General features: G+C 66.2%; 23 protein-coding genes. 11 read left to right on the top strand and 12 right to left on the bottom strand.

Going from position 1 to position 26,822, the window contains the following annotated elements:
• Nucleotides 1–134: 134 nt before the first annotated feature.
• The 7 genes from U4Y90_RS06240 to U4Y90_RS06210 all read right to left on the bottom strand — a co-directional run bounded on the left by U4Y90_RS06240 (nt 135) and on the right by U4Y90_RS06210 (nt 9,863).
• Nucleotides 135–482: a hypothetical protein gene (locus tag U4Y90_RS06240; protein ID WP_321793296.1), complete on the bottom strand. Its 348-nt coding sequence runs from the start codon at nt 480–482 to the stop codon at nt 135–137.
• Between the two features lie 123 nt (nt 483–605).
• Entirely contained in the window at nt 606–956 is a 351-nt protein-coding gene (locus U4Y90_RS06235) for a hypothetical protein (protein WP_321793294.1), read from the bottom strand.
• A 629-nt stretch (nt 957–1,585) separates the two neighbouring features.
• Nucleotides 1,586–4,315 carry a molybdopterin-dependent oxidoreductase gene (locus U4Y90_RS06230; RefSeq protein ID WP_321793455.1) on the bottom strand — a complete coding sequence of 910 codons (2,730 nt, stop codon included), beginning with the start codon at nt 4,313–4,315 and terminating at the stop codon, nt 1,586–1,588.
• 41 nt (nt 4,316–4,356) lie between these two features.
• Nucleotides 4,357–5,616 carry an NAD(P)/FAD-dependent oxidoreductase gene (locus U4Y90_RS06225; protein ID WP_321793292.1) on the bottom strand — a complete coding sequence of 420 codons (1,260 nt, stop codon included), beginning with the start codon at nt 5,614–5,616 and terminating at the stop codon, nt 4,357–4,359.
• Nucleotides 5,613–5,957: a nitrite reductase small subunit NirD gene (gene nirD, locus U4Y90_RS06220; protein ID WP_321793290.1), complete on the bottom strand. Its 345-nt coding sequence runs from the start codon at nt 5,955–5,957 to the stop codon at nt 5,613–5,615. Before nirD ends, U4Y90_RS06225 begins: the two co-directional genes overlap by 4 nt.
• 26 nt (nt 5,958–5,983) lie before the next feature.
• Nucleotides 5,984–8,524 (bottom strand): nitrite reductase large subunit NirB, encoded by a 2,541-nt coding sequence (gene nirB / locus U4Y90_RS06215; RefSeq protein WP_321793289.1) that lies wholly within the window; start codon nt 8,522–8,524, stop codon nt 5,984–5,986.
• Between the two features lie 13 nt (nt 8,525–8,537).
• Nucleotides 8,538–9,863, bottom strand: a complete 1,326-nt coding sequence (locus U4Y90_RS06210; RefSeq protein WP_321793287.1) for an MFS transporter — start codon at nt 9,861–9,863, stop codon at nt 8,538–8,540.
• A gap of 630 nt (nt 9,864–10,493) precedes the next feature.
• Here U4Y90_RS06210 and cobA point away from each other — a divergent pair.
• From cobA to U4Y90_RS06160, 10 genes are all read left to right on the top strand, one after another.
• Nucleotides 10,494–11,261, top strand: coding sequence for a uroporphyrinogen-III C-methyltransferase (gene cobA / locus U4Y90_RS06205; RefSeq protein WP_321793286.1), 768 nt, complete (start codon nt 10,494–10,496; stop codon nt 11,259–11,261).
• Nucleotides 11,262–11,345: 84 nt separating this feature from the next.
• Nucleotides 11,346–11,921 carry an ANTAR domain-containing response regulator gene (locus tag U4Y90_RS06200; RefSeq protein ID WP_321793284.1) on the top strand — a complete coding sequence of 192 codons (576 nt, stop codon included), beginning with the start codon at nt 11,346–11,348 and terminating at the stop codon, nt 11,919–11,921.
• 21 nt (nt 11,922–11,942) lie between these two features.
• Nucleotides 11,943–13,076, top strand: coding sequence for a CmpA/NrtA family ABC transporter substrate-binding protein (locus tag U4Y90_RS06195; protein WP_321793282.1), 1,134 nt, complete (start codon nt 11,943–11,945; stop codon nt 13,074–13,076).
• A 43-nt stretch (nt 13,077–13,119) separates the two neighbouring features.
• Nucleotides 13,120–13,605, top strand: coding sequence for an adenosine-specific kinase (locus U4Y90_RS06190; protein WP_321793280.1), 486 nt, complete (start codon nt 13,120–13,122; stop codon nt 13,603–13,605).
• Nucleotides 13,606–13,915: 310 nt separating this feature from the next.
• The gene (locus U4Y90_RS06185; RefSeq protein ID WP_321793278.1) at nt 13,916–14,509 is read left to right on the top strand and encodes a DUF2760 domain-containing protein; all 594 of its coding nucleotides are present in this window, start codon (nt 13,916–13,918) and stop codon (nt 14,507–14,509) included.
• Entirely contained in the window at nt 14,506–16,398 is a 1,893-nt protein-coding gene (locus U4Y90_RS06180) for an Hsp70 family protein (protein ID WP_321793276.1), read from the top strand. The genes U4Y90_RS06185 and U4Y90_RS06180 overlap by 4 nt, the downstream gene beginning before the upstream one ends.
• Nucleotides 16,399–19,194: an Hsp70 family protein gene (locus tag U4Y90_RS06175; RefSeq protein WP_321793274.1), complete on the top strand. Its 2,796-nt coding sequence runs from the start codon at nt 16,399–16,401 to the stop codon at nt 19,192–19,194.
• A gap of 145 nt (nt 19,195–19,339) precedes the next feature.
• Nucleotides 19,340–19,498: a hypothetical protein gene (locus tag U4Y90_RS06170; protein WP_157696177.1), complete on the top strand. Its 159-nt coding sequence runs from the start codon at nt 19,340–19,342 to the stop codon at nt 19,496–19,498.
• A gap of 251 nt (nt 19,499–19,749) precedes the next feature.
• Nucleotides 19,750–21,765 (top strand): ATP-binding protein, encoded by a 2,016-nt coding sequence (locus tag U4Y90_RS06165; RefSeq protein ID WP_321793266.1) that lies wholly within the window; start codon nt 19,750–19,752, stop codon nt 21,763–21,765.
• Complete coding sequence (locus tag U4Y90_RS06160) at nt 21,762–22,721, top strand: nucleoside hydrolase (protein WP_321793264.1); 960 nt, start codon at nt 21,762–21,764, stop codon at nt 22,719–22,721. The genes U4Y90_RS06165 and U4Y90_RS06160 overlap by 4 nt, the downstream gene beginning before the upstream one ends.
• Here U4Y90_RS06160 and U4Y90_RS06155 read toward each other — a convergent pair.
• Nucleotides 22,718–23,392: an alpha/beta hydrolase gene (locus U4Y90_RS06155; protein WP_321793262.1), complete on the bottom strand. Its 675-nt coding sequence runs from the start codon at nt 23,390–23,392 to the stop codon at nt 22,718–22,720. The genes U4Y90_RS06160 and U4Y90_RS06155 overlap by 4 nt on opposite strands.
• 19 nt (nt 23,393–23,411) lie before the next feature.
• Nucleotides 23,412–23,801 carry an MAPEG family protein gene (locus U4Y90_RS06150; RefSeq protein WP_321793260.1) on the bottom strand — a complete coding sequence of 130 codons (390 nt, stop codon included), beginning with the start codon at nt 23,799–23,801 and terminating at the stop codon, nt 23,412–23,414.
• Nucleotides 23,802–23,904: 103 nt separating this feature from the next.
• On the opposite strand from U4Y90_RS06150, the gene U4Y90_RS06145 reads away from it, so the two are divergent.
• Nucleotides 23,905–24,300 (top strand): PPC domain-containing DNA-binding protein, encoded by a 396-nt coding sequence (locus U4Y90_RS06145; RefSeq protein ID WP_321793258.1) that lies wholly within the window; start codon nt 23,905–23,907, stop codon nt 24,298–24,300.
• On the opposite strand, the gene U4Y90_RS06140 is transcribed toward U4Y90_RS06145, so the two are convergent.
• From U4Y90_RS06140 to U4Y90_RS06130, 3 genes are all read right to left on the bottom strand, one after another.
• Nucleotides 24,284–25,135 (bottom strand): metallophosphoesterase family protein, encoded by an 852-nt coding sequence (locus tag U4Y90_RS06140; RefSeq protein WP_321793256.1) that lies wholly within the window; start codon nt 25,133–25,135, stop codon nt 24,284–24,286. The genes U4Y90_RS06145 and U4Y90_RS06140 overlap by 17 nt on opposite strands.
• Complete coding sequence (locus U4Y90_RS06135; RefSeq protein WP_321793254.1) at nt 25,132–26,118, bottom strand: diacylglycerol/lipid kinase family protein; 987 nt, start codon at nt 26,116–26,118, stop codon at nt 25,132–25,134. Before U4Y90_RS06135 ends, U4Y90_RS06140 begins: the two co-directional genes overlap by 4 nt.
• Before the next feature lie 117 nt (nt 26,119–26,235).
• A complete protein-coding gene (locus tag U4Y90_RS06130; protein WP_061162300.1) occupies nt 26,236–26,676 on the bottom strand; it encodes a CBS domain-containing protein in 441 nt (146 codons plus the stop codon).
• Between the last annotated feature and the right edge of the window lie 146 nt (nt 26,677–26,822).

Genomic DNA, 26,822 nt, shown 5'->3' with positions numbered 1-26,822 from the left:
CGGAGGAAAGGGGAACGCCACGGCGCATGACGGTCCCGGACGACTTGGAGTTTTTTTATAGGTTCGGCAAAGGCGGTGTCCCGCGCGCACGCGGCTCGTCGTGACGCCACCCCTGCCTTGGCTCACAGACCAGCTTAGCGCCAGCCGCCGCCGAGCTTGCTCCACGCATTGGCCGCGGCATCCGCGCCCGAGGTGCCGCCCGCTTGCGCGTTGCCGTGACCGAAGCCGCTCACGTTCGACGTGTTGGTGTGGCTCGTCGTGGCATTGGTGGCGTTGCCCGTCACGCCGAACATGTTGCCGGCGATCGATTGCGCATTGCCGTTGGCCGTGCCGGAGTTGGTGGCCGTGAAGCGGCCGAAGCCCGAGACCGAAGCGGAGGTCGTGCCGCCCGAGGTCGAGGACGAGCTGGAGTTCGTGGTCGTGGCCATCGCGGCGACGGAGACGAACGAGAGCAGTACGGCAGCGATCAGAGTGCGTTTCATGATTTGCATTCCTTATCGAATGAGTAAGATTGGATTTCGTTTTTTGTTATTCGAACCACGGTCACATCGGTTGCGGAAGAGCGAACCCCGTTGCGGCGAAGTCCGCCGTCCGTCGCCGTGTGCTTAGCGCCAGCCGCCGCCCAGCTTGCTCCAGGCATTCGCAGCAGCGTCGGCGCCCGAAACGCCCGTTGCCGTCGAACCGCCGAAGCCCTTGCCGCCGACCGACGACGTGTTGATGTGGCCGGTCGTCGCGTTGGTCGTGTTGCCCGTCGTGCCGAAGCCCTGACCAGCCGTCGACGAAGCGTGACCGTTGGCGATGCCGGCGTTGGTCGCGGTGAACGAACCGTAGCCGAACACGGCCGCTGCGGTCGTGCCGCCCGAAGTCGAGCTCGAGCTGGAGTTCGTGCCCGTTGCGAAGGCAGCGGCGGAAACGAGCGAGAGGACGGCTGCTGCTGCGATCAGTTTGCGTTGCATGGTGAAGTCTCCAAGTGAAGGCGCACGGTCAAATCCGGCTACATCGACGCCGATATGTAGCGGGCACAACGAGTAAATTTTTTACTTAGCATTCCTATATCAAAGCCTTGCCTGAATTTCACGTTGATGAAGCAGCGTGAAACTCAGCGGGCGTTCGAGACAGGATGCGCGGCGAGCGCGGCCAGCGGATCAGAAGCGGGGCGAGCAGCGAACGTCGCGAGCTTCGCTCAGACGAAGTCTTCGTTCGTGCAAAAGGTCGATGGTGACTTGCATCGAGCGGATAATGACGCACTGGCCTTCCGCTCGATCGATTCGTCTTGCGTTCTTCTTCATCGCAATCCCCGCATTACTTTTTTAATGTTGTTGTCAGGCGTTTGTTGGTTTGTGCCTGTGTTTTGACGTGACTGTACGGAAGATGAATCGCCTCAAGCGTTGGGAAGCCAACACTACGTTTCACGTCGTAAGAATTCGTAAGAGATTTGGTTGGCGACCGCTCATTCGAGCATACCAATACCCGGAAACGCCCTGTTTTCGCGGGTTTTCGCGGTTGAGGCCGGCATGGGAAGACGGCTTGAAATAAAAAACGCGGGCGACAGGCGCCCGCGTCCGTGCGATACATCACGCAGAATTCAAACCGTGGAGAGGCGCGCCATCTCCGTTTCGACGATGAGCTTCTTCAACTCCGGCACGCACGATCCGCAGTTCCCGCCCGCCTTCAGACACGACGTAACCTCCGCGGCGGTTTTCAGTCCCTTGTCGCGAATCGCGGCGCAAATCGTATTGCGTCCGACGCCGAAGCACGAGCACACGGTCGGTCCCGTGTCCTCGCCCTTGCCGATCGGCGCGCCGAGCAGGAGGCTCGCGCGGTCCTCGTCGTCGAGCCGGTCTTTTTCGAAGAGTGTCGCGAGCCAGGCGCGCGCGGGCAGATCGGGCCGCTCGGAGATGAACACGCAACTCTCGATGCGCTCGTCCACCACATGCGCCGCGCGATATACGCCCGCGCTCTTGTCCTCGTATTCGATCCAGTCCGCGTGCGGGTCGTCGATGTGAAAGAGCGCCCGCGCCCAGTCGTGATGATCGCCATGCGAGGCATCGAAACGATTGCGCCCCGCCATCTCGTAGCGCACGAAGCGCGCGCCATGCACGCGCGTCCAGTGCGTGACCATGTCGAGATCGGGCGCGGCGCGCGAGAGCGAAAAGCCATGCCATGTCACGTGGAATTTCTCGACCGCAACCGGCGTGTGCTTGAACTCCGGTTCGCCCGACACCGGATCGACGACGGGATTCACCACCGCGCCGACACGCGCATCGGAGGCGACCTGATCGTTCCAGTGAATCGGCACGAAGACGCTGCCGCGTGGCATGCCGCCGCCGTGCTGCACGCGCGCGATCATCGAACCCCAGCGGCTCGACACGCGCGCGAGTTCGCCTTCGCGCACGCCGCATGCGAGCGCGTCTTGCGGATGCATGTCGATGAACGATTCGCTGATGTGTCCCGCGAGCTTTGCGGAGCGGCCCGTGCGCGTCATCGTGTGCCATTGATCGCGCACGCGGCCGGTGTTGAGCACGAGCGGATAGTCATCATCGGGGGCGTTGACCGGCGCGCGCGCAACGGTCGCGACGAAGCGCGCGCGGCCATCGGCGTGACTGAAGCGGCGTGTTTCGAAAAGCCTCGCCGTTCCCGCTTGCGCCGATGCAGGCAAGGGCCACTGCGTCGGCTGCAATGCGTCGTATTGCGCGCGACCGAGACCCGTCAGGCCACCGATATCGAACCCGCGATGCACGCCCGTCGATGCGTCGTTGCGATATGCGCTCAGGCGCGCGTGCTCGTCGAAGATTTCGTGCGGTCCCGTGAAATCGAAGCCTTCGAAGCCCATGCGCCGCGCCACATCGCAGATGATGCGCCAGTCCGCGCGCGCCTTGCCCGGCGCCGGAATGAACGCGCGCTGACGCGAGATGCGCCGCTCCGAGTTGGTCACGGTGCCGTCCTTCTCACCCCAGCCGAGCGCGGGCAGCAGCACATCGGCGAACGCGTTCGTATCCGTGTTCTCGATGATGTCCGACGCGACCACGAGTTCGCATCGCTCTAGTGCGCGCTTCACGCGGTCGCCGTCGGGCAGGCTCACGACCGGGTTCGTGCCCATCACCCACACCGCTTTCACGCGACCGGCGTCGATCGCATCGAATAGTTCGACGGCCTTCAATCCGGCACGCTGCGCGATCGCGGGCGCATTCCAGAACGTCCGCACGATCTCGCCGTGCAACGGGTCGCCGAACTCGAGATGCGCGGCGAGCGTGTTCGCAAGGCCGCCGACTTCGCGCCCGCCCATTGCGTTGGGCTGACCGGTGAACGAGAACGGCCCCATGCCCGGCCTGCCGATGCGCCCCGTCAGCAAATGACAGTTGATGATGCCGTTCACCTTGTCCGTGCCCGCGCTCGACTGATTCACGCCTTGCGAGTAGACGGTCACGACGCGCTCGGTGCGCGCGAACAGGCGGTAGAACGTCATCAGATCGTGTTGATCGAGCTTGCAGTCCTTCGCCGTCCGGGCGAGATCCGATGGCCCCGCCGCGGCGAGCGCGTCGTCGAAGCCGGTGGTATGCGCATCGACGAAAGCCGCGTCGATCGCGTCGTGCTCCGCGAGAAAAGCGAGCAGGCCGTTGAAGAGGCGCACGTCCGTGCCGGGCTTGAGCGGCAGATGCAAGTCGGCCATTTCGCAGGTCGCGGTATGGCGCGGATCGATCACGACGATCTTCATCTCCGGACGCTTCTCCTTCATCTTCACGATGCGCTGAAAGAGAATCGGATGACACCACGCGGTATTCGAGCCGACCAGCACGACGAGATCCGCGAGTTCGAGATCCTCGTAGTTCATCGGCACGAGGTCCTCGCCGAACGCGCGCTTATGCCCCGCCACCGACGACGACATGCACAGCCGCGAATTCGTATCGATGTTCGCGCTGCCGATGTAGCCCTTCATCAGCTTGTTCGCAACGTAGTAGTCCTCGGTGAGCAACTGGCCCGACACATAGAACGCGACCGCATCAGGACCGTGCTCCGCGATGATCCGCGCGAAGCCGCTCGCGACAGCGCCGAGCGCGTCGTCCCATGACACGTCGCTGAGCGCGCCCGTTTGCCGGTCGCGCAGCTTCGGGTCGAGCAGACGCCCTTCGAGCCCCACCGTATCGCCGAGCGCCGAGCCCTTCACGCACAGACGGCCGAAGTTCGACGGATGCGCTTCATCGCCGGCGATCGTCACCTCGGTGGCGCTCTTCGGCGACGCTTCCACGCCGCAGCCGACGCCGCAATACGGGCACGTCGTTTTGACGGACGCGGTTTGAATCGGAATGATGGGCATGCTCACGTTCAATTTCCCTGGCCTTGTTTCAGGCTTTACTTTCAGGCTTCACAAAGCGTCTTGCCGAAAAGGAGCTTGCCGCGCAGATGCGCGATGTCCGTGCGGTTCTGAATCAGATCGAAGTACCAGCCGCCGTCCTTCACGTCGCCGTACAGCACCGCGCCGATCAAGCGTCCTGCCTGCAGCACGAGACGTTTGTAGACGCCGCGGCGCGGATCGCGCAGCACGAGATCCTCGCTGCCCTCGCCGCCGACGAAATCGCCCGCGGAATACAGATCGACGCCGGTCACCTTGAGCTTGGTCGCGGTCGCGCGTTGCACATAACGCCGATGCCCCGCGCCCGCGAGATGCGCGCCCGCCACGCGCGCCTGATCCCAGATCGGCGCGACGAGCCCGAACGTCGCCGAGCGATGCTGAACGCATTCACCCACGGCATAGACGCGCGGATCGAAGGTCTGCAGCGTGTCGTCGACCACGATCGCGCGCTCGCAATGCAGCCCCGCCTCTTGCGCGAGCGCGATGTTCGGCCGCACGCCCGCCGTCATCACGACGAGATCCGCATCGATCTGCGTGCCGTCCGCGAAACGCACGGCGCGCACGCGGTCTTCGCCGACGATGTCTGTCGTCTGCGCGGCCATCGCGAAGTTGAGCCCCTTCGCTTCGAGCGAGCGCCTGAGCAACGCGGATGCGGTCGCGTCGAGCTGACGATCCATCAGGCTGTCGCTCGCATGCACGACCGTCACCGACATGCCTTGCCGCTGCAGGCCATTGGCCGCTTCGAGCCCCAGCAGGCCGCCGCCGATGATCACCGCGTGCCGATGATCGCGCGCCGCGTCGAGCATCGTCTCGACGTCCTGGATATCGCGAAAGGCGATCACGCCGGGAAGATCGCAGCCCGGCACCGGAATGATGAAAGGCTTCGAGCCGGTAGCGATCAACAGGCGGTCGTAACGCGCCTCGACGCCCTTCGCCGAGCGCACGATGCGCCGCGCGCGATCGATTTCGATGACAGCATCGCCCGCATGAAGCGTGATGCCGTTCGCGTCGTACCATTCGCGCGTGTTGAGAATGATGTCGTCGACGCTCTTTTCGCCCGCGAGCACCGGCGACAGCAGAATGCGGTTGTAGTTGCCGTACGGCTCCGCGCCGAACACGGTGATGTCGTACAGCCCGGGCGCGATCTTCAGTAACTCTTCGACCGTGCGCATGCCGGCCATGCCGTTGCCGATGACCACGAGCCGCTGGCGCGATGCGACGTCGCTCAGCGACGCCATGCCCGCAACCGCATATTCGGTCTTCATGCCGCGACCCACACCTTGCCGCCCGCGACCTTCACGCGATACGCGCTCACCGAAAGCTCCGGCGCTTCGAGGCATTCGCCGGTGCGCAGATCGAAGTGCTGCTTGTAGATCGGCGAAGCGACGACGAGCCGCTCGCCCAGACTCCCGACGATCCCGCGCGACAGCACCGCCGCCTGCGAATGCGGATCGTAGTTGTCGATCGCGTACAACTCCGCGTCTTCGCCCGCGAGATGAAACACCGCGACTTGCGTGCCCTTCACGAGCGCGCAAACGCCCGTATCGGGCACGATGTCGTCGAGCTCGCACACGGCGGTCCAGTCCTGTTCGATGCGGTCGTTCATGATGTGCTCCTTCTATTTGCGATGAATCAGACGGTTTCGACGACGACGGGAATATCGTTCAGCTTCGACTTGCGCTCTTCGGGCGTCGCGGGCCGAATCTGGCCGCGCTCCTCGACGAATGTCACGTTCGCATCGCCTTGTTCGCTGTTGACGAAGTGGCGGAAGCGTTTGCGCGTATGCGGATCGGTAACGGCCTTCTTCCATTCGTCCTCGTAGGTATCGACGACGAGCTGCATCTCCGCTTCGAGCTCGGCGGCGATGTCGAGCCTGTCGTTGATGATCACGTCGATCAGATAGTCGAGGCCGCCTTCGAGGTTGTCGCGCCAGACGCTCGTGCGCTGCAGGCGATCCGCCGTGCGCACGTAGAACATCAGGAAGCGGTCGATGTAGCGCACGAGCGTATCGTGATCGAGGTCGGACGCGATGAGTTCGGCGTGACGCGGCTTCATGCCGCCGTTGCCGCAGACGTAGAGGTTCCAGCCCTTCTCCGTCGCGATCACACCGACGTCCTTGCCTTGCGCTTCGGCGCATTCGCGCGTGCAGCCCGACACGCCGAACTTGATCTTGTGGGGCGCGCGCAGGCCCTTGTAGCGGTTCTCCAGCTCGATCGCGAGACCGACCGAATCGCCGACGCCATAACGGCACCATGTCGAGCCGACACACGACTTCACAGTGCGCAGCGCCTTGCCGTATGCATGACCCGACTCGAAGCCGGCGTCGATGAGCTCTTCCCAGATGAACGGCAATTGCTCGACGCGCGCGCCGAACATGTCGACACGCTGGCCGCCCGTGATCTTCGTATAGAGGCCGAACTTCTTCGCGACCTGGCCGACCGCGATCAGGCCATCGGGCGTCACTTCGCCGCCCGGCATGCGCGGCACGACGCTATACGTGCCGTCGCGCTGAATGTTCGCGAGGTAGTAATCGTTCGAATCCTGGAGGCTCGCGTGCTCTTTTTTCAGCACGAATTCGTTCCAGCACGACGCCAGAATGCTGGCGACCGCGGGCTTGCAGATATCGCAGCCGCGTCCGTTGCCGTGCTTCGCGAGCAGCGCGCCGAACGTGCGGTGCCCTTCCACGCGCGCGATGTGATACAGCTCCTGACGGGAATAAGGAAAGTGCTCGCACAGGTGATTGTTCACTGCGAGACCTTGCCGCTTCATCTCCGACTTCATCACCTGCGTGACGAGCGGCACGCAGCCGCCGCACGATGCGCCCGCCTTGCACGACGACTTGATCGCGCCGATGCTCGTCGCGCCCGCGCAGACCGCCGCGCAGATTTCGGCCTTGCTCACGTTGTTGCACGAGCAGATCTGCGCGCCGTCGGGCAATGCTTCGACGCCGAGTGCGGGCTTCGCCTTGCCATCGCTCGACGGAAGGATCAGGAACTCGGGCGCTTCGGGCAGTTCGATCCTGTTCAACATCATCTGCAGCAGCGTGCCGTATTCGGCCGCATCGCCGACCATCACGCCGCCCAGCAGGAACTTGCCGCAATCGGACACGACGATCTTCTTGTAGACCTGCTTGCGCTCGTCGCTGTACTGATACGTGCGGCTGCCGGGCGTCTTGCCGTGCGCATCGCCGATGCTCGCCACATCGACACCCATCAGCTTGAGCTTCGTGCTCATGTCCGCGCCCGCGAACGCCGCTTCCTCGCCGATGATCTGCTTCGCGACGATGCGCGCCATGTCGTAACCCGGCGCGACGAGGCCGAACAACTGGCCGCTCCACAATGCGCATTCGCCGATGGCGTAGATCGCGTCATCGCTCGTGCGGCAGGCGTCGTCGATCACGATGCCGCCACGCGCGCCGACCGTGAGACCCGCCGCGCGCGCGATGTCGTCGCGCGGACGAATGCCCGCGGAGAACACGATCATGTCGGTGTCGAGATGCGTGTCGCCGGCGAAATTCATGCGGTTGACGGCGCCCTCGCCGGCGACGATCGCGAGCGTGTTCTTGCCGGTATGAACCGTGACGCCGAGCTCCTCGATCTTCGCGCGCAGCACGCGCCCGCCGCCGTCATCGACCTGCACGGCCATCAGGCGCGGCGCGAATTCGACCACATGCGTTTCGAGTCCCATGTCGCGCAGCGCCTTCGCCGCTTCGAGACCGAGCAGGCCGCCGCCGACCACCGTGCCCGTCTTCGAGCGCGCGCCGAATGCCTGCATCGCTTCGAGATCCTCGATCGTGCGATACACGAAGCAGCCGTCGCGATCCTTGCCCTCGACGGGCGGCACGAACGGGTACGAACCCGTCGCGAGCACGAGCCTGTCGTAGGCGAGCACTTCACCGGTCGACGCCGTCACCGTGCGCGCCGCACGATCGATCGACACCGCGCGCGCGTTCAGCTTCAGTGCATAACCCGAACGCTCGAAAAAGCCTTCTTCGACGAGCGAGAGATCGTCCGCGCTCTTGCCCGTGAAGAATTCAGTCAGATGCACGCGGTCATACGCGGCGCGCGGTTCTTCGCACAGGACCGTCACGTGCAGCGCTTCATTGCCGCTCTCGGCGAGACATTCGAGGAACTTGTGGCCGACCATGCCATGGCCGATGACGACGATTTTCATGACGGTGACCTTCTCAGTTTGCAATGACGTTGTTGGCTGCGAGCGCGCTTTCGCGCAGTGCGGCTTCGCGCGCCTTGTGTTCGGGAGAGAAGCGCACCGCGAGTGCGCACAGCGCCGTGCCCGCGACGATCACGCCGAGCATCGAAAGCGTTGCCTGCGCGTTACCGAGGCCTTTCATGAGGAAGCCCGCCGCGACCGCGCCGACGTTGCCGCCCGCGCCGATCACGCCGGCCACACCGCCGAGCGCCTTGCGATCGATGAACGGCACCAGCGCGTAGGTCGCGCCGCACGCCATGTGCGTGAAGAGGCCGAACGCGAGCATGGCGACGATGGCGAGCCCGACGCCCGGCGCATGCGCGAACGCATAGAGGCCGACGCCTTCGCCCGCGATCAGTGCGAACAACAAGGTCGCGCGGATATCGAGGCCTTTCTTCGCGGCGGCTTTATCGGAGAGCCAGCCGCCGAGCGCACGGGCGAAGAGCGCGAGCAGGCCGAAGCTGCCCGCCGCCATCCCTGCTTGCGCGAGCGAAAGCCCGAAGTGATCGACGTAGTAGATGGCCGCCATGTTGTGGATGAACACTTCCACGCCGAAGCATGCGCCGTACGTGACGAACAGCATCCACACGCGATAGTTCGAGCACGCGGTCAGGAAGCTCTGCCAGCCGCCCTTCTTGCCGCCGTCGATCGCGATGCCCGCGCGTCGCAGCGTCGCGAAATCGCCTTGCGGGCAGTCCTGCGTGTAGCGCCAGTAGAAGAAGGCCATCACCGGCATCGCGATGCCCGGCACGATCAGCGCGACGCGCCATGCCGAAGCCTCGCCCGTGCCGAGCGCGATCGCGGCCGCGACGAAGAGCGGAATGATCGCCTGCGCCGCGCCCGCGCCGGCATTGCCCCAGCCGGCCGTCGTCGCGTTCGCGGTGCCGACGACATTCGGCGCGAACATGACCGAAGTGTGGTACTGCGTGATGACGAAGCTCGCGCCGATCGCGCCGATCGCAAGACGGCACCACAGGAAGCTGTCGTAGCCCGTCGAGAGCGCGGCGCCGATGACCGGCACCGCGCCTGCGAGCAGAAGCGCGCTATACACCTTGCGCGGGCCGAAGCGATCGCACATCGGTCCGACGACGAGTCGCACCAGAATCGTCACGGCCACGGCCGCGATGTTGATATTCGCGACCTGATCCGCCGTGAGGCCGTATTCACGCTTGATGAGCGGCATCAGCGGCGCGCATGCGAACCACGCGAAGAAGCACACGAAGAACGCCATCCACGTGAGATGGAAGGCGCGCATCGGCGCGCTGCGCATGCTGAAGAGATCGATCCGGGTGGCTTTGTCCATCGTCTTTCCGCAAAAAAGAAAGGCGTCCCGCGCATGCGGCCGGGAAGCCGATGCGGGGGACGCCGTTGTCCGATGCCCGCACGTTCTCACCTGCCGGGCGCTGTATTCAGGACGGATCGCCGTTGATCCGATGGCAGGTCATAAGGCAAGGGCTATGCCATGCGCGATGCATCGGCCCGAGAGTCTTGCCGCATATGGGTTTGCGCGATGCGTGCACCGCTCGCGCGCACACGGCTCGCGTCGCGTTTCGATGCAGGCGGGCACAGGGATGGTGCGACGCAGCACTGATGACGTGCGAGCGCGCGCAAACCGATTCGTCGAATGACGCGACTTTTGTACTATTCGGTTAGCCGAGAGGTTCACTCGAACGAAGCGCGCTTGCGCCGTGGCGGTGCCGCACCGGGCATTCGCGCACAACGACAGTGCCATAAACGTGGCTCGATACTCGTTTCACGCAATGGCCCGCTTATTGCATTGTCGAAAGCGCTGCGGGCAAAGGCGTTCGCGGCATCCCAAATCGAAGAGCAAGGACAAAGGCGTCCCCATCGTGCAGCGACACGAGCGGACGCTATCTGCGTTTGCCGCGCCGATGCGCCTCACATACGCAAACAAGCAGATCAGGAAGCAACGATGAGCACTGTCAAAGGCAAAGTCACTCTTTTAAGCGCAGGCCCCGGCGATCTGGACTTGCTGACCCTGCGCGCCGCGAAGGCGCTCGCCGCCGCCGACATCCTGCTCGTCGACGATCTCGCCAACCCCGACATCGTCACGCTCGCGCCGCATGCGCGGGTGATTCGCGTCGGCAAGCGCGGCGGCTGCAAGTCGACCCCTCAGGCGTTCATTCAGCGCCTCATGCAGCGTTACGCGAGGAAGGGACTGCATGTGGTGCGCGTAAAGGGCGGCGATGCATTGCTCTTCGGCCGTGCGGGCGAAGAGATCGCCGCCTTGCGTGAAGCGCGGATCACCGTCGATATCGTCAACGGCGTGTCGTCGGGATTCGCGGCGGCGGCGGGGCTCGGCATCTCGCTCACGCATCGCGATCACTGTCAGGGCGTGACCTTCGTCACCGCGCACATGCAGGATCACAGCCAGCCGGACTGGCGCGCGCTCGCCGCGACCGGCACGACGCTCGCGATCTATATGGGCATGAGCCGCATCGCGAGTCTCACGGCATCGCTGCTCGATGCGTTGCCTGCCGGCACGCCCGCGGCCGTCGTGCAGAACGCGGGATCGTCGCAGGAAAGGCGGCTCGTCACGACGCTCGACCGGCTCGCCGAAGATGCCGCCGCCGCCGGTCTCGGCAGTCCGGCGGTGATTCTCATCGGCGCGGCGATCGGAGAAGCGGCCGGATTTGCAGCGCTCGCTGAAGGCGCCGAAGGGTTGGCCCATGCCGCGTGACGCGGGTTTTCAAACGGCCTGCGGCGCGCTAAAGTCACAACAGCCGCTGTGGCCGTTCTTCGCATGACCCCTTCCGCTTCCCGCATGCTGCGCGTTCTTCTCGTCACCGACACCGACAAGCCCATCGGCGATTTGCGCGAGCAACTCGCGCGCATGGGCTACGACATGCTCGCCGAAGTGGCCGCGCCCTCCGCGTTGCACAAGGCCGTCGAGAGCCAGAAGCCCGATGTCGTCATCATCGACACCGAGTCGCCCTCGCGCGACACGCTCGAGCAGCTCGCCGTGATGAACAAGGCCGCGCCGCGTCCCGTGCTGATGTTCAGCAACGACGCCGATCAACAGTTCATCCGCGCGGCGGTCGGCGCGGGCGTCACCGCGTATTCCGTCGAAGGGCTCGCGCCCGCGCGCCTCGCGCCGATCATCGAAGTCGCGCTCGCCCGTTTCGCGCATGAAGCGCAGTTGCGCCAGCGTCTCGCGAAGGTCGAGGACGAACTGGAGCAGCGCAAGGTCATCGACCGCGCGAAGCGTCTCCTGATGGACAAGCGCGGCATGTCCGAAAACGAAGCCTACGCGGCGCTTCGCAAGCGCGCGATGGATCAGGGCGTGAAGGTCGCGGAGATCGCGCGCCAGCTTATTTCGATGGCCGATCTGCTGCGCTAGCCAGCGCATTCAAGAACCGATATGAACCCGCCCGACACGAACTTTCCCGCGCCCGAACGCACGCATCTGCGGCTCGGCTTCGTCGCCCTTTCCGATGCCGCGCCGCTCGCCGTCGCCGCGTTGCGCGATCTCGGCGCACGCTACGGCATCACGATCGAGCTATGCCGTCAGCCGTCGTGGGCCGCCGTGCGCGACAAGCTGCTGTCCGGCGAAATCGACGCCGCGCACGCGCTCTATGGTCTCGTGTACGGCGTGCAACTGGGCATCGGCGGGCCGCAGGCGGACATGGCCGTGCTGATGGTCCTGAATCGCAACGGTCAGGCGATCACGCTGTCGCGCCCGCTGGCCGATGCGATTCGAAGCGGCGCGAGCGTGACGGAAGCGCTGCATTCGCTCGGGCGGCCGCCGGTCATCGCGCAGACCTTTCCGACCGGCACGCACGCGATGTGGCTGTATTACTGGCTCGCGGCGCACGGCGTGCATCCGTTGCGCGAGATCCAGAGCATCGTGATTCCACCGCCGCGCATGGTCGATGCGCTCGTCGAAGGCGCGCTCGACGGCTTCTGCGCGGGCGAGCCCTGGCACGCGGTGGCCGAGGCGCGCAACGCGGGCAAGACGGTCGCGTATACGAGCGAGATCTGGCCGGATCATCCGGAAAAGGTGCTCGCATGCCGGCGCGAGTTCGCCGCGCTCTATCCCAACACGGCGCGCGCCCTCGTGCGCACGATGCTCGATGCCTGCGCATGGCTCGATGCGAGCGCGGCGCATCGCGGCGAGATCGCGGAGGCGCTGTCGTCGTCCGAGTTGCTCGGCGTGCCGAAAGCGCTGATCGAAGCACGCCTCGCCGTCACCGACGGCGGCGATGCGCGCGCGCTGCCCGTGCGCTTCTTCGATGGCGGCGCGATCAACTTTCCGCGCGTCTCGGACGGGCTGTGGTTCATCACGCAATACCGGCGCTGGGGCATGCTCGACACGGATATCGACGATGCGGGCATCGCGGCGAGCGTCAATCAGACGGCGATTTACCGCGATGCGGCGCAGGCGTCGGGCATCGCGCTGCCCGACGAGCGGCGCGCGGCGACCTTCTGCGACGGCCGCGCGTGGGATGGCGGCGATGCGGCGGGGTATCTCGCGGGGTTCGAAATGCGCGCCTAGAAAAGCGCCTACCATGGAGTCGTCAGCGCACCGGAGATCCGCCATGGAACTGCTCGCCATCGCCATCGACAAGCCCGAGGACACCAACTTCATCCTCGGTCAATCGCACTTCATCAAGACGGTCGAGGATCTGCACGAGGCGCTCGTCGGCGCGGTGCCCGGCATCCGCTTCGGGCTCGCGTTCTGCGAGGCGTCGGGCAAGCGGCTCGTGCGCACGTCGGGCACGGACGACGGGCTCGTCGAGATGGCCGCGCACAACGCGCAGAACATCGGCGCGGGGCATAGCTTCATCATCGTGCTCGGCGACGGCTTTTTCCCGGTGAACGTGCTCAATACCGTCAAGGCCGTGCCGGAGGTCTGCCGGATCTTCTGCGCGACCGCCAATCCGACGCAGGTGCTCGTCGCGCAGACGGACCAGGGGCGCGGGATCGTCGGCGTGGTGGACGGGCTGCCGCCGCTCGGCGTCGAAACCGACGAAGACGTGAAGTGGCGCAAGGATCTGCTGCGCAAGATCGGCTACAAGGCCTGAAACGCCCGCAAAAAATCCCCGAAAGGCCCGCCGCGCCTTGACTTGGCGGCGCAAATCGCGAGAATGAGGCCCGCCGCCGCGCGCCCGTCCGGGAGCGTTTTTCTGGCCGGGCCGCGACATCATGGAAAATATCGGGATACGGTATAAAGGCCGTTAGCGCTTTTGCGTGCTCTTTCGTGTCTTTCGGCGCGCCAGAAGGCCGCACGAACCGACAAATCCCGGCATCACCCCCGCCGACACGGCACCGAACACCGGCCACCCGCGCCGCCCGAGGATAGGGTCGTCCTCGCGCGGCCTACAGGAGCATCACATGACCGACATGAATCCAGGCTTTTTCGGCAGGATAGGCATTGCCTTCGGCGTCTTCTTCGGCGTTCTGGGCAATGCGTCGTTCGCGGGCCGCGTGCAGCGCCTGCGCGAAGCGCCGCATGCGCCCGAAGCCCCGCCCGTCGCGCCCGTTGCGCCGGAAGCGCCGAAGCCCGCCGCCGCGCCCGTGCAGCCGGCGCCGTCCGCGCTGAAGGAAGCGAGCCCGGTGGCCGCGCTGCAACTGCTCGGCCTTCTGCAGCGCGACGCGCGTTTCATCGATTTCGTCGAAGAAGACATCGTCAATTACAGCGACGCCGATATCGGCGCGGCCGCCCGCCTCGTGCATGACGGCTGCCGCGCGGTGCTGCGCGAACACTTCACGGTCAAGCCCGTGCGCACGGAAGCCGAAGGCAGCCGCATCACGCTGCAGGAAGGCTTCGATGCGTCAGCGGTGCGCCTGACGGGGAACGTCGTCGGCAAGCCGCCGTTCTCCGGCAGCATCAGCCATCGCGGCTGGAAGGTCGAGGACACGCGCCTGCCGAAGCTCGCGCCGTCCCATGATGCGAGCATCGTCGCACCGGCGGAGGTGGAACTGTGAGCGACATCCACGCGAATGACAATCAGGCGCGCTATTCGATCGGCGTCGATCTCGGCACGACGCACTGCGCGCTCTCCTACGTCGACCTGAGCGCGAGCGACGGCGAAAAGACCGCGCAAGGCGTGCTGCCGGTCGCGCAACTGACCGCGCCCGGCGCCGCCGAAGAGCGCGATCTGCTGCCCTCGTTCCTTTATCTGCCGCACGAGAACGAGCTCGCGCCCGGCGATCTCACGTTGCCGTGGACGCAGGAGCGCGCGTTCATCGTCGGCGAACTGGCGCGCAGCCGCGGCGCGGGCACGCCCATCCGCCTCGTCTCCAGCGCGAAAAGCTGGCTGTGCCATCCGGGCGTCGATCGCCGTGCCGCGATCCTGCCGTCCGATGCGCCCGAGGAAGTCGCGCGCGTGTCGCCGCTGGAAAGCTCGGTGCGCTATCTGACGCACTTGCGCGAAGCATGGAATCACGCACATCCCGACGCGCCGTTCGACCGGCAGGACGTCACGGTGACGATTCCCGCTTCCTTCGATCCCGCCGCGCGCGAGCTTACCGCCGAAGCCGCCGCCGCCGCCGGCTACACGCGGATGACGCTGCTGGAAGAGCCGCAAGCCGCGCTCTATAGCTGGATCCAGAAGTCGGGCGGGGGCTGGCGCAAACAGGTCAAGGTAGGCGATGTGATTCTCGTCGTCGATGTCGGCGGCGGCACGACCGACCTGTCGCTGATCGCGGTCGTCGAGCGCGAAGGCAATCTGGAGCTGCATCGCGTCGCGGTCGGCGAGCACATCCTGCTCGGCGGCGACAACATGGACCTCGCGCTCGTGCATACCGTCGCGCGCAAGCTCGCGGCGGCCGGCACGCAGCCCGATCCGTGGCAGTTGCGCGCGCTGACCTACGCGTGCCGCTCGGCGAAGGAGACGCTGCTCTCCGATCCGGCCGTCGACGCCGTGCCGCTCGTCGTGCCGAGCCGCGGCTCGAAGCTGATCGGCGGGTCGCTGCGCACCGAACTGACGCGCGCCGAACTCACGCAGATCCTGCTCGAAGGCTTTTTCCCGCAAGTCGATGCCGCCGCGAGGCCGGTTTCGCGTGCGCGCGTCGGCCTGACGCAGCTCGGCCTGCCCTACGCGCAGGATGCCGCCGTCACGCGTCATCTCGCGGCGTTCCTCGGCCGTCAGGTCAATGCGCTCGCGGAAGTCGACGGTCTGCAACATCAACAACCGCAAGGCGCGACGCTGCTGCATCCGACTGTCGTGCTCTTCAACGGCGGCGTGTTCAAGTCGCCGTTGCTCGTCGAGCGCGTCATGACGACGCTGAACGCGTGGCTCGCCGCCGAGAATGCGCCCGCCGCGCGTCTGCTCGAAGGCGCGGACCTCGATCTCGCCGTCGCGCGCGGCGCGGCCTATTACGGCTACGTGCGGCGCGGCAAGGGCGTGCGCATCCGTGGCGGCACGGCGCGCGCGTACTACGTCGCGGTCGAATCCGCGATGCCGGCCGTCCCCGGACTGGAGCCGCCGGTGCAGGCGCTGTGCGTCGCGCCGTTCGGCATGGAGGAAGGCACGGACGCCGAATTGCCCGCGCAGGAGTTCGGTCTCGTCGTCGGCGAGCCGGTGCATTTCCGCTTTTTCGGCTCGTCGGTGCGCCGGCAGGATCAGGTCGGCACGCTGCTCGAATACTGGCAGCCGGATGAATTGCAGGAACTCGAAGAGATCGAGGCATCGCTGCCGCCCGAAGGCCGCACGCCGGGCGAAGTCGTGCCCGTCAAGCTGCATGCGCGGGTGACCGAAGCGGGCACACTCGAGCTCGAAGCGATTCCGCGCGGCTCGTCGGAGCGCTGGAAGGTCGAGTTCGACGTGCGCGGCGGCGCGAACGCGGGCGTGGATCAGGGCATGGGCCTGTAAGTGTCCGCGCGCAAGAAAAGGGCGCCGGGCGCGCGGTTCAGCGTCGGCATCGATCTGGGGACGAGCAATACGGTCGTCGCGTATGCGCAGGCCGGATCGGACGATATCCGCGTGTTCGACATCGACCAGCTCGTCGGCGCGGGCGAAGTCGCGGCGCTTCCGCTCTTGCCGTCGCTGCGCTATCACTACGCGCCGGGCGAGCTCAAATCGGCCGATCTGCAACTGCCGTGGGGCGAGATGGAAGCGCCCGCCGTCATCGGCAGATTCGCGCGGACGCTCGGCGCGCAGGTGCCCGGACGGCTCGTGTCGAGCGCGAAGAGCTGGCTCTCGCACGCCGCCGTCGATCGTCTCGCGCCGATCCTCCCGTGGGGCGCGGGCGACGATGTCGACAAGATCTCGCCCGTGATCGCGAGCGCGAGCTACCTCGCGCACGTCCACGCGGCGTGGAACGAGCGCTTTCCGGATGCGCCCCTGGACACGCAGGACGTGGTGCTGACCGTGCCCGCCTCGTTCGACGAAGGCGCGCGGGCGCTGACGCTCGAAGCCGCGCGCATGGCGGGACTCGAACACCTGCGGCTGCTGGAGGAGCCGCAGGCCGCGTTCTACGACTGGCTGTTTCATCATCGCGAGACGCTCGCCGGCGAACTCGCGTCCACGCGGCTCGTGATGATCGTCGACGTCGGCGGCGGCACGACCGACCTCACGCTCATCCAGGTCGCGATGGAAAACGGCGAGCCGGTGCTCACGCGCATCGGCGTGGGCAACCATCTGATGCTCGGCGGCGACAACATGGATCTCGCGCTCGCGCATCTCGTCGAGAAGCGTCTCGCGGGCGACGATGCGCGGCTTTCCGCCGGGCGCCTGTCGCAACTGGTCGAGCGTTGCCGCGCGGCGAAGGAGCAATTGCTCGGCGAGCATGCGCCCGATTCCACCTCGATCACGCTGCTCGGCGCCGGCTCAAAGCTCATCGGCGGCGCGCGTTCCACCGATGTCACGCGCGAAGAAATCGAGCGAATCATCGTCGAAGGCTTCTTTCCGATGGTTTCCGCGAGCGATCGCCCCGGGCGCTCGCGCGGCGGCATCGTCGAATTCGGGCTGCCGTATGCGAGCGATCCGGGCATCACGCGGCACATCGCGGCGTTTCTCGGCCAGCACGCTGGCGAGGCCCGCAAGGCGCTCGGCCTGCCCGACGCGAGCGCCGAAACGAGCGCCATTCCGGACACCTTGCTGTTGAACGGCGGCGTGTTTCGCGCCGATCCGCTCGCGCGCCGGCTCGCCGACACGCTTTCGGGCTGGCGCGGCGAAGCGGTCAACGTGCTCGCCAACGCCAATCCCGATGTCGCGGTCGCGCGCGGCGCGGTCGCCTATGCGCTCGCGCGCGCGGGCCATGCGCCGAAGATCGGCGGCGGCTCGGCGCGCAGCTTCTTCCTGCTGCTCGAAGACGACGCCAACGCGATGCGCGGCGTCTGCGTCCTGCCGCGCGGCACCGAGGAAGGCCAGCCGATCCATCTCGCCGATCGCACGTTCGCGCTCACGCTAGGCGCGCCGGTGCGCTTTCACCTGGCGTCGTCGGTGTCCGAGACGGCGCACCAGGCGGGCGAGCTCGCGGACCTCGCGGCCGCATCGGGCGACTTCATTCGACTGCCGCCGATCGCGACCGTCGTCGATCCGCGCGCGGCGGATCACGGCCGGGCGCGCGAAACGCCGGTTCAACTGACGACCTCGCTCACCGAAGTGGGCACGCTGGAGATGCACTGCATCGCCGTCGACGACCCCAGGAAACGCTGGCTGCTCGAATTTCAACTGCGCCGCGAAGCGCCACAGCCGGACGACGCCGCGAGCGAATCCCATCCGGGGCTGCCGAAGGCCATCGAACTGATCGACCGCACATTCGGCGCGCGCTCGCAGGACGTCGGCCCGAAGGAAGTCAAACGGCTGCGCGCGCAGCTCGAACAGACGCTCGGCGCGCGCGACACCTGGGACATCGCGCTGTTGCGGGAGCTTTTCGGCGCGCTGTTCGAGCGGGCGAAAAGGCGCCGCCGCACCGCCGATCACGAGCGCCTGTGGCTCAATCTCGCGGGCTACTGCATGCGTCCGGGCTTCGGCCATCCGCTCGACGAATGGCGCGTCGAGCAGCTATGGACGCTCTTCGATCAGGGCATCCAGTACAGCAGCGAGAGCCAGATCTGGTCCGAATGGTGGACGCTCTGGCGCCGCGCGGCCGGCGGCTTGCCCGAAGCCGCGCAGTTGCGCCTGCTCGACGACATGGCCTTCGTGCTCCAGCCGCCCGGCACGAGCCGCTATCGGAAGGCGGCGGGCGCGGCGCGCGCGGGCTACGAGGACATGGTGCGGCTCGCGGCGTCGCTCGAGCGCGTGCCCGTCGAACGCAAGATCGAGGTCGGCGACTGGCTGCTCACGCGCCTGAAAAAGCCTTCGGAGAACGTGCAAAGCTGGTGGGCGGTGGGCCGCATCGGTGCACGCGCGCCCTTCTACGGCAGCGCGCACGGCGTGGTGCCGCCGGATGTCGCCGTCGCCTGGCTCGATGCGATCCTCGCGCTCGACTGGAAGAAGATCGATCCCGCCGCGTTCGCCGCCGTGCAGATCGCGCGCATGACGGGCGATCGCTCGCGCGATCTGCCCGACGACGCGCGCGCCGCCGTCGTGCAGCGGCTGGAGGCGATGGGCGCGGCGCAGGCGTGGATCGCGATGGTCCGCGAGACCGTCGAGCTCGATCGCGCGGACGTCGGCCGCGTGTTCGGCGAAACGCTGCCGGCGGGGCTGAAGCTCATCCACTGAACGCGGGCATCGGCCGAAATGCTTCGCTCTCAGAAGCTTTTTTCGCCGCCGCGTTGCGCGCGGGCCGCACGCGTCTTGCATACCGGCTGAGCGCATCCTATGGTTATCAATGTGTCGATATGGACACACACTGAAGGAGGTCAGCATGCCATCCCCACGCAAGGCTCAAGCGAGCCAACCCGCTGAAACGGAAATGTCGAGCCGCAAGAAAACGGCCGGCAGCAAGGCATCGCCCGCGAAAGCTGCAGGCGCGAAGGAAATGCAGGTCACGAAGCGCACCACCAAGGCCAAACCGAAAAGCTGAGCGGTTCTCGTGCAAGACCGCCCTCGTCATCGTGCGCGGGGCTTTCGATGTGGCTGTCCTTCGAATCGGCGGGCAAACAATCCCGCGCTCGCCGATCGGCTCCCTCCTTCTTCCCCCGCGCCTTTGCCGCAACCGGTCCGCGTCCGCCCGAAAAAGCAATAATTTCCGGTCAGAACGGCCGATTGCTAAAAAAAGGCGTATTTGTATGACCGCGTTGGCCTAAAGTAGATATCCCGATTCCACGAGCGAGCATGAAGATGGCCGTACCGCAACGCGCCGCCGGCTTGCGCAATCCAGGAATTCTTCTCGCGGCCGCCCGTGAGGCTGGCGCGAGTCTGGCGCGCAATCTGTCGATTCCGGCGCCGTTTTCCGATCCCGCGCTGGAAGCACAGTTTCTCGAAGACCACAGCCAGCGCTTTTGCGCGTTCCGGCGTGCGTCGACGCTGCTCGCGCTCGCCATCTGGACATGCTTCCTCTGGTGGGACTTCAGCTTCGCGCGCGGCAATCAGGCGCTCGACTCGCGCCTCTCCAGCATCCTCGCGCTGCGTTTCGCGGGCATCGCGCTGCTGTTCTTCGTCGGCGTACTGGTGCTGCGCCCCTCCTTCCGCTCGCACGCGACAGCGCAGCGCATCATTCTCACGGGCATCTACGGCCTCCTGTGCCTGATCCTCGCGATGGTGGCGATCACGCCCGCGCCCTATAACTACACGCAACATTTCATCGGGCTGTGTCTCGCGCTCTTCTTCCAGTTCAGCTTCTTCTACCTGCGCTCGCGCGTCGCGCTCACCGCCGGCATCATCACGATGGCGTCGATCGTCGTCCTGCAGATCACCATTCATCTGCTCAACACCGAGGATTTCTTCGCCGGGCTGTTCTATATGTTCAACGTCGTGGTCGTGGGGCACGGCGTCTGCACGCACGCGGAGCGCGTGTCGCGCGAGCGCTATAGCTCGGAGCGCGCGCTCGCGTCGCTCAACGACGAGCTGCGCGCCGCGAACGTTTCGCTCGGCCGCAAGAATCGAGAGCTCGAAGTGTCGAAGAAGGACCAGGAGAACAAGACCCACGCACTGCTCGCGCTGCGCGAGCAGCAGATGATCGCCGCGCAGACCGCGAGCCGCGACAAGTCCAACTTCCTCGCCGCCGCGACGCACGACCTGCGCCAGCCGATGCACGCGCTCAATCTGTTCCTGCAGGCCGCCGCCGAAGCCATTCGCAACGGCGAGTTTGATCAGGCAGGACGGCTCATCGACGAATGCGGGCGCTCCTCGGTGATTCTCGCGCGGCTTCTGAATGCGGTGCTCGATCTGTCGCGGCTGGAGTCGGGGCGCGTGGTGCCGCGCTATCACGTGTTCGACGTGCGGCAGATCGTCGGGGAAGCCGCCGAGCAACTGCGTCCGTTCGCGATGAGCCGCGGCGTCGATTTGCGCCTGCGACTGCCGAAGGAAGACGTCGTCTGCGTGCGCAGCGATGCGCACTGGCTCGGCCGCGCCGTCGCCAATCTCGTGTCGAACGGCATCAAGTACGCGGACCAGAACAAGTCGTCGAAGCCGACGGTGATCGTCGGCGTGGTGCGCTCCGCGACGCGCGCGCGCATCGACGTGCTCGATAACGGCATCGGGATTCCGGCCGATTATTTCGACGCGATCTTCCAGCCCTTCTTCCAGGTCGACAATCCCGAGCAGGATCGCGACAAGGGGCTGGGCCTCGGGCTGTCGATCGTCAATGCCGTGATGTCGATGCTCGACCAGCACCGCATCGAACTGAAGTCCACCGAGGGGCGCGGTTCGCGCTTCTCGCTCGAAATGCCGCTGTGCGGGCCGTCGCCGGACAAGCCGTCGGCGCGCGCGCCGGCGCGCTCCGAAGCGGCGGAAATGGCGCAACTCAAGGGGCGTTACGTGTTGCTCGTCGAGGACGACGGTCTCGTGCGCGCGTCCACGGAAGCGCTGCTGTCGCAATGGGGCGTGCTCTACGACTCCGCCGCGAGCTTCGAGGAATTCCAGACGATCCTCGGCGACATCGAGCGCTTCCCCGATCTCATCATCACGGATTTCCGGCTGCGCGATTCCAAGACCGCCCGCGAAGTGGCGATGCTCGGCGCCGCGAAACTCGGCCGGCCCTGCCCGTGTCTCGTCGTGACGGGCGAGCCGGCGGCGAGCATCGTGCCGCTCGCGTGCGACCAGGACGTGCTCTCCAAACCGGTGAGTCCGGCGGATCTGCGGCGCGGGATGCTCGCGCTGATCGCAGGCGAATGCACCGTCGCCGCATGAGCACGCACAAGATCATCTACGACACCGATCCGGGCATCGACGACGCCATCGCGCTCGTGTTTCAGGCGCGGCATCCGGATATCGAACTGGTCGGCATCACGAGCGTGTTCGGCAACTCGGACATCGACACGACGACCGCCAACGCGCTCTATCTGGCGTCGCGCTTCGCGCCGGGCGTGCCGGTCGCGCGCGGCGCGGCGGCGCCGTTGAAGCGCGCGGCGCCCGAGCCGATCCCGCATATCCACGGCCAGGACGCGCTCGGCGATATCGAACGCTCCGGGCGCGTGGATGCGCAAGCGGACGGTCGGGCCGCGCATCGGTTCATCGTCGACACGGTGCGGGCGCATCCCGGCGAAATCACGCTGCTCGCGGTCGGGCCGATGACCAATCTCGCGCTCGCGCTGGCGGACCATCCGGGCATCGCCGCGCTGGTGCGCGAAGTCGTCGTGATGGGCGGCGCGTTCGGCTTCAACGGCACGCTCGGCAATGCGACGCCCGCCGCCGAAGCGAACATGCACGGCGACCCGGACGCGGCCGATATCGTCTTCGGCGCGCCCTGGAACGTGTCGATCGTGGGGCTCGACGTCACGCACGAAACCGTGATGACGACGGCGTTTCTCGCGTCGTTGCGCGACCGCGCGGGGGATGCGGGCCGTTTCGTGTGGGACGTGTCGCGCTTCTACGAGCGCTTCCATGCCGACGACGGCATGTCGCGCGGCATCTACGCGCACGATTATTCGGCGGCGGCGTTCATCGTCGCGCGCGAGTGCTACACGACGCGCCGCGGCCCGGTGCGCGTGCTGACCGAGGGCATCGCGGAGGGCCTCACGATTCAGAAGCCGTCGTCGATGCTCGCGAGCGCACCCGACTGGGACACGCGCCCGCCCTGCGACGTGTGCATCGACGTGGACGCGGATGCCGTGCTCGAACTCTTCGCGAAGACCTTGAGGACCTAGGCCTTCAGCCGCGCGCCGAGCCACGCGCGCAGCGCCTCGACTTCCTCCATGCAGACCGAATGCGGCATCGGATAGGTGTGCCATTCGACGCTGCAACCCTGCGCGCGCACGAATTCGCATGCCTGCTCGCCGAGGCTCACGTTGAGCACGTCGTCGAAATCGCCGTGCGCGGCGAAGATCGAAATCGAGCGATTCGCCTCGGTGAGCGATTCGTCGATCAGCCCTTCGGACGGAATGTAGCCCGACAGCACGATCAGCCCCGCGAGCTTCTCGGGATGCGTGAGGCCGGCGTGATAGGTCATCGCGCCGCCCTGCGAAAAGCCCGCGACGAAGATGCGCTCGCTCGGTATGCCGCGCGCGTTCTGCTGCGCGATGAGCGCGCGCACGCGCTCCACCGAAGCGACGATGCCCGCCTCGTCCACGCGCCGGTTGATGCCCTCGACCGACAGGATGTCGTACCAGGCGCGCATCACGTAACCGTTGTTGGCGGTGACGGCGATCTCCGGCGCGTTCGGAAACACGAAGCGGATGGCGGGCGCATCGGCGAGGCGCAATTCGGGCACGAGCGGCACGAAGTCGTTGGCGTCGGCGCCGAGGCCATGCATCAGGATCACGGCGAATTGCGGATTCGGCGCGGTTTCAATTTCGATGGTCGAAGGCTGGTCGGTCATTTGCCCTTCACTCCTCTCGTCAGATGATGGGAACGAGAATCTGCACGATGCCGACGACCGACACCATCCACACCAGCGAGCGCACGAACGGCACGCCCGCCGCGTAGAGCGGCACGTAGACGAGACGCGCGACGAAATACGCCAGCGCGCCGGCATGCGTGAGCGCATTCTCGCGCCCCGTCACGTGCACGATCAGCACCGCGATGGCGAAGATCGGCAACGTCTCGAACAGATTCGCCTGCGCGCGCATCAGCCGTCCGGATAGTCTGCCGGGCGGCGGCACGGCGGCATCGCGCGGGCCGGCCTGGTATCGGATACCGACTTCGCGATTGCGCACGACTGCCGGGAGCAACACCTGCACCAGCGCGAGCACGAGCGTCCAGGCCAGCATCGTCAGTTCGAAACTCATGGCGTCTCCATGGTTGAAATGGCCGCGACGGACCGCGCCCATGATGCCACCACGCTGCGCGAGCGTGTAGTCTTGAATGCGATCCGGCCCGAGGCTTTCATTCATGCATGCGATGACCTTTCGTCTGTCACCCGGCGAGGACCTGCGCGCCGCGCTCGATCATGCTTTTCGCGCGCGCGGGCTGTCGGCCGCTTTCGTGCTCCAGGGCATCGGCAGCCTGAGCGTGGCCTGTCTGCGCTACGCGGGCCGCGCCGCCGCCGCCGAACTTCGCGGCGACCTCGAAATCCTCACGCTGGCCGGCACGCTCTCCGCGCAAGGTCCGCACCTGCACATGAGCATCGCCGACGCCGCTGGCCGGGTCGTCGGCGGCCACGTCGCGCCGGGGTGCATCGTGCGCACCACGGCCGAGCTCGTCATCGCGAATCTGCCCGGCGAACGTTACACGCGTGAGCACGACGCCGCGACGGGCTTCGCGGAGCTCGTCATCCGGACAGCGTGACGGCGACCGCGGGCTTCGCGCCGTCGAGCGCGAGCTCGTGGCGCGCGATCAATTCGAACACCTCGCTCGTTTCCGAGTAATCCCAGCGTTCGACCGTCGTCGCGCGCGCGCCGTTCTTGCCGCCGCTCGCGTCGTGACGAATCACGTTCACCGAATTGTCGATCGTGCCGCGCGTGCGCCACGACAGCGCCGTGCCCGCCTGCACCGCCCACATGCGGCGCGCGAGTCCCGCGAAGGTATCGTGCAGCGGCAACACATACGGCAAGTGAATATGGCCGCCGAGAATCAGGTCCGCGCCCGCTCGCGCCCAGCGCTGCACCGCGCGCTCGCGTCCGTGCAGCAGATTCCTTTCGTCCTGCGCGCGCGTGACGGCCACCGGCTGATGCGTGACCACGACACGCAATTGCGCCGCGCTCGCCGCCTCCAGCCGGGCGGCGACGCGCCGGATCTGCTGCATCGACACTTCGCCGTCCTTGTGGCGATAGGGACGCGTCGTATTCACGCCGAGCACGAGCAGTCCTGCCGATTCGAACCCCGGCTCGAGATCGGCGCCGAACACGCGCTGATGATTCGCGTACGGATAACACAGCCGCGCGAGCGGATTGAAAAGCGGAATGTCGTGATTGCCGGGGATGACGAGCGTCGGCGTCGGGCCGAGCGCATCGACGAAGGTGCGCGCCGACGCGAACTGCCGCTTGCGGGCGCGCTGCGTGATATCGCCGGATAGCACGACCAGATCGGGCGACAGCGCAGCGCAAAGACGCAGCAGCGCCGCGACGACCGGCGGCCGCTCGGTGCCAAAATGCGTATCGGAAATCTGCAACAGCAAGGTCATGAGCGATTGGCTTCGGCCACCGCCGGCTCGGGCTTGAGCAGGAAAAGCGGCGTGTCGGACACGCGGAATTCTAGCGGCATTTGCAGTTTGGCAATCTCGCCGTCGGTCGCGATCTTGACCAATCTGCGCTTCTTCGACGGATGCGTCACGGTGATGTGCCCGAACGTGAAACTCACGACGTGATCCGAGTCCGACAGACGCCCCGCCGCGCCGTGCAGCGACAGCCACAGATGCATGAGCCGCCCCACCGGCCGCGGCGCAATGGCGACGAGCAAGCCCTGTTCCAGTGCACGCGCTTCGCCGGGCATGCCGATTTGCTCCATCTGCAGCCGGTTGTTGCCGACGAAGAGCGTCGACGAGCGAATCTCGGTCCTGCTCCCCGCGTGATCGATATGCAGACGCAGATGGCGATGCGGCTTCAGCATCGTGTAGAGCGCCGACCACAGCGCCACCAGCCGGCTGCGGCCGAACTGCCGCTTGTAGATTTCGCGATCTTCGAGCAAGCGGGGATAAAGGCCCAGACTCGCGTTGACGAGGAACATGCGCGCGTTCACGAAGCCGACCTGCACCGGATACGCGCGCGCATCGAGCAGAAGTTTGGTCGATCGTTCGAGGTCGGCGGGAATGCCGTGATCGCGGCTGAAGTAATTGAACGTGCCGCGCGGCAGCACCGCGAACGGGCAACCGGCGTCATGGGCCGCGTGCGCGACAGTGCATAGCGTGCCGTCGCCGCCCGCGCCGACGAGCACGCCGTCCTGCGCGCACGCCGCCGCGGCGGCTTCGCGCGCGACGCTCGCGAGACGGCGCGGATCGTCCACGACGCGCAATTCGAAGCGCCGCCCCGCCGCCCCGAGTTCGCGCTCGAGCACGGCGCGCGTCGCGTCGGACTGACGTCGGCCCGAGCCGGCGTTCATCACGATGAAGAACGGCGCGTCGGCCGCGAGCGTCTTTGCTGTTTCGGCGGATGCGGCGGTCGGCGTCATCGGCGGCGCTCCTTCGTTTCTCGCGCGCGGGAGCGCACGACGAGCTTGACTCCCCGCTCGCGCGCGGAGCCTGCCGATTATAACGAAATGCTTACAGCCGGGACGCCTCGGCGGCGCTTACGTATGCTCGCCGCGAATGTAGTACTCGAGCTGCTGGATGGTGAACTGTTGCTCGGAGATGATGTTCTTCACCAGATCCCCGATGGAGATCATGCCGACCAGCTTGCCGTCGTCGATCACCGGCAGGTGGCGCATGCGCTTGTCGGTCATGAGCGCCATGCAGTCGTCGGTGGTTTGATCGGGGCGCACGTAGCGCACCTGCGACGTCATGATGTCGCGCACCGGCGTGTGCTTCGACACGCGATCCATCAGGACCACTTTGCGCGCATAGTCGCGCTCGGTCATGATGCCGACGATTTCGTCGCCCTCGGTGACGATCACCGCGCCGATATGCTTGTCGGCCATCATCTTGATTGCATCGAAGACCGACGCCGTTGCGGCAATCGTATAGACCGTCTGGTCGGGTTTCGAATTCAGTACCTGTGCGACTGTTGCCATCTAACGCCTCCGTTATATGCGGGGAACGTTGTTGCGCCTGGGCGACGGGTTTGTCTTGCGACTCTGTGCAGCGTAAAGCCTCGCGCGCGATGCCTTCATAGGCATTAACCCGACCATTCGAAAAAGTATAGATCAACGATGCCGCC

Origin of the sequence: Caballeronia sp. J97 (assembly GCF_905220305.1) — a bacterium.
Classification (GTDB): Bacteria; Pseudomonadota; Gammaproteobacteria; order Burkholderiales; family Burkholderiaceae; genus Caballeronia.
Note: the sequence above shows the minus strand (reverse complement) of the source record. Positions and strands in the feature narration are given on the sequence as shown.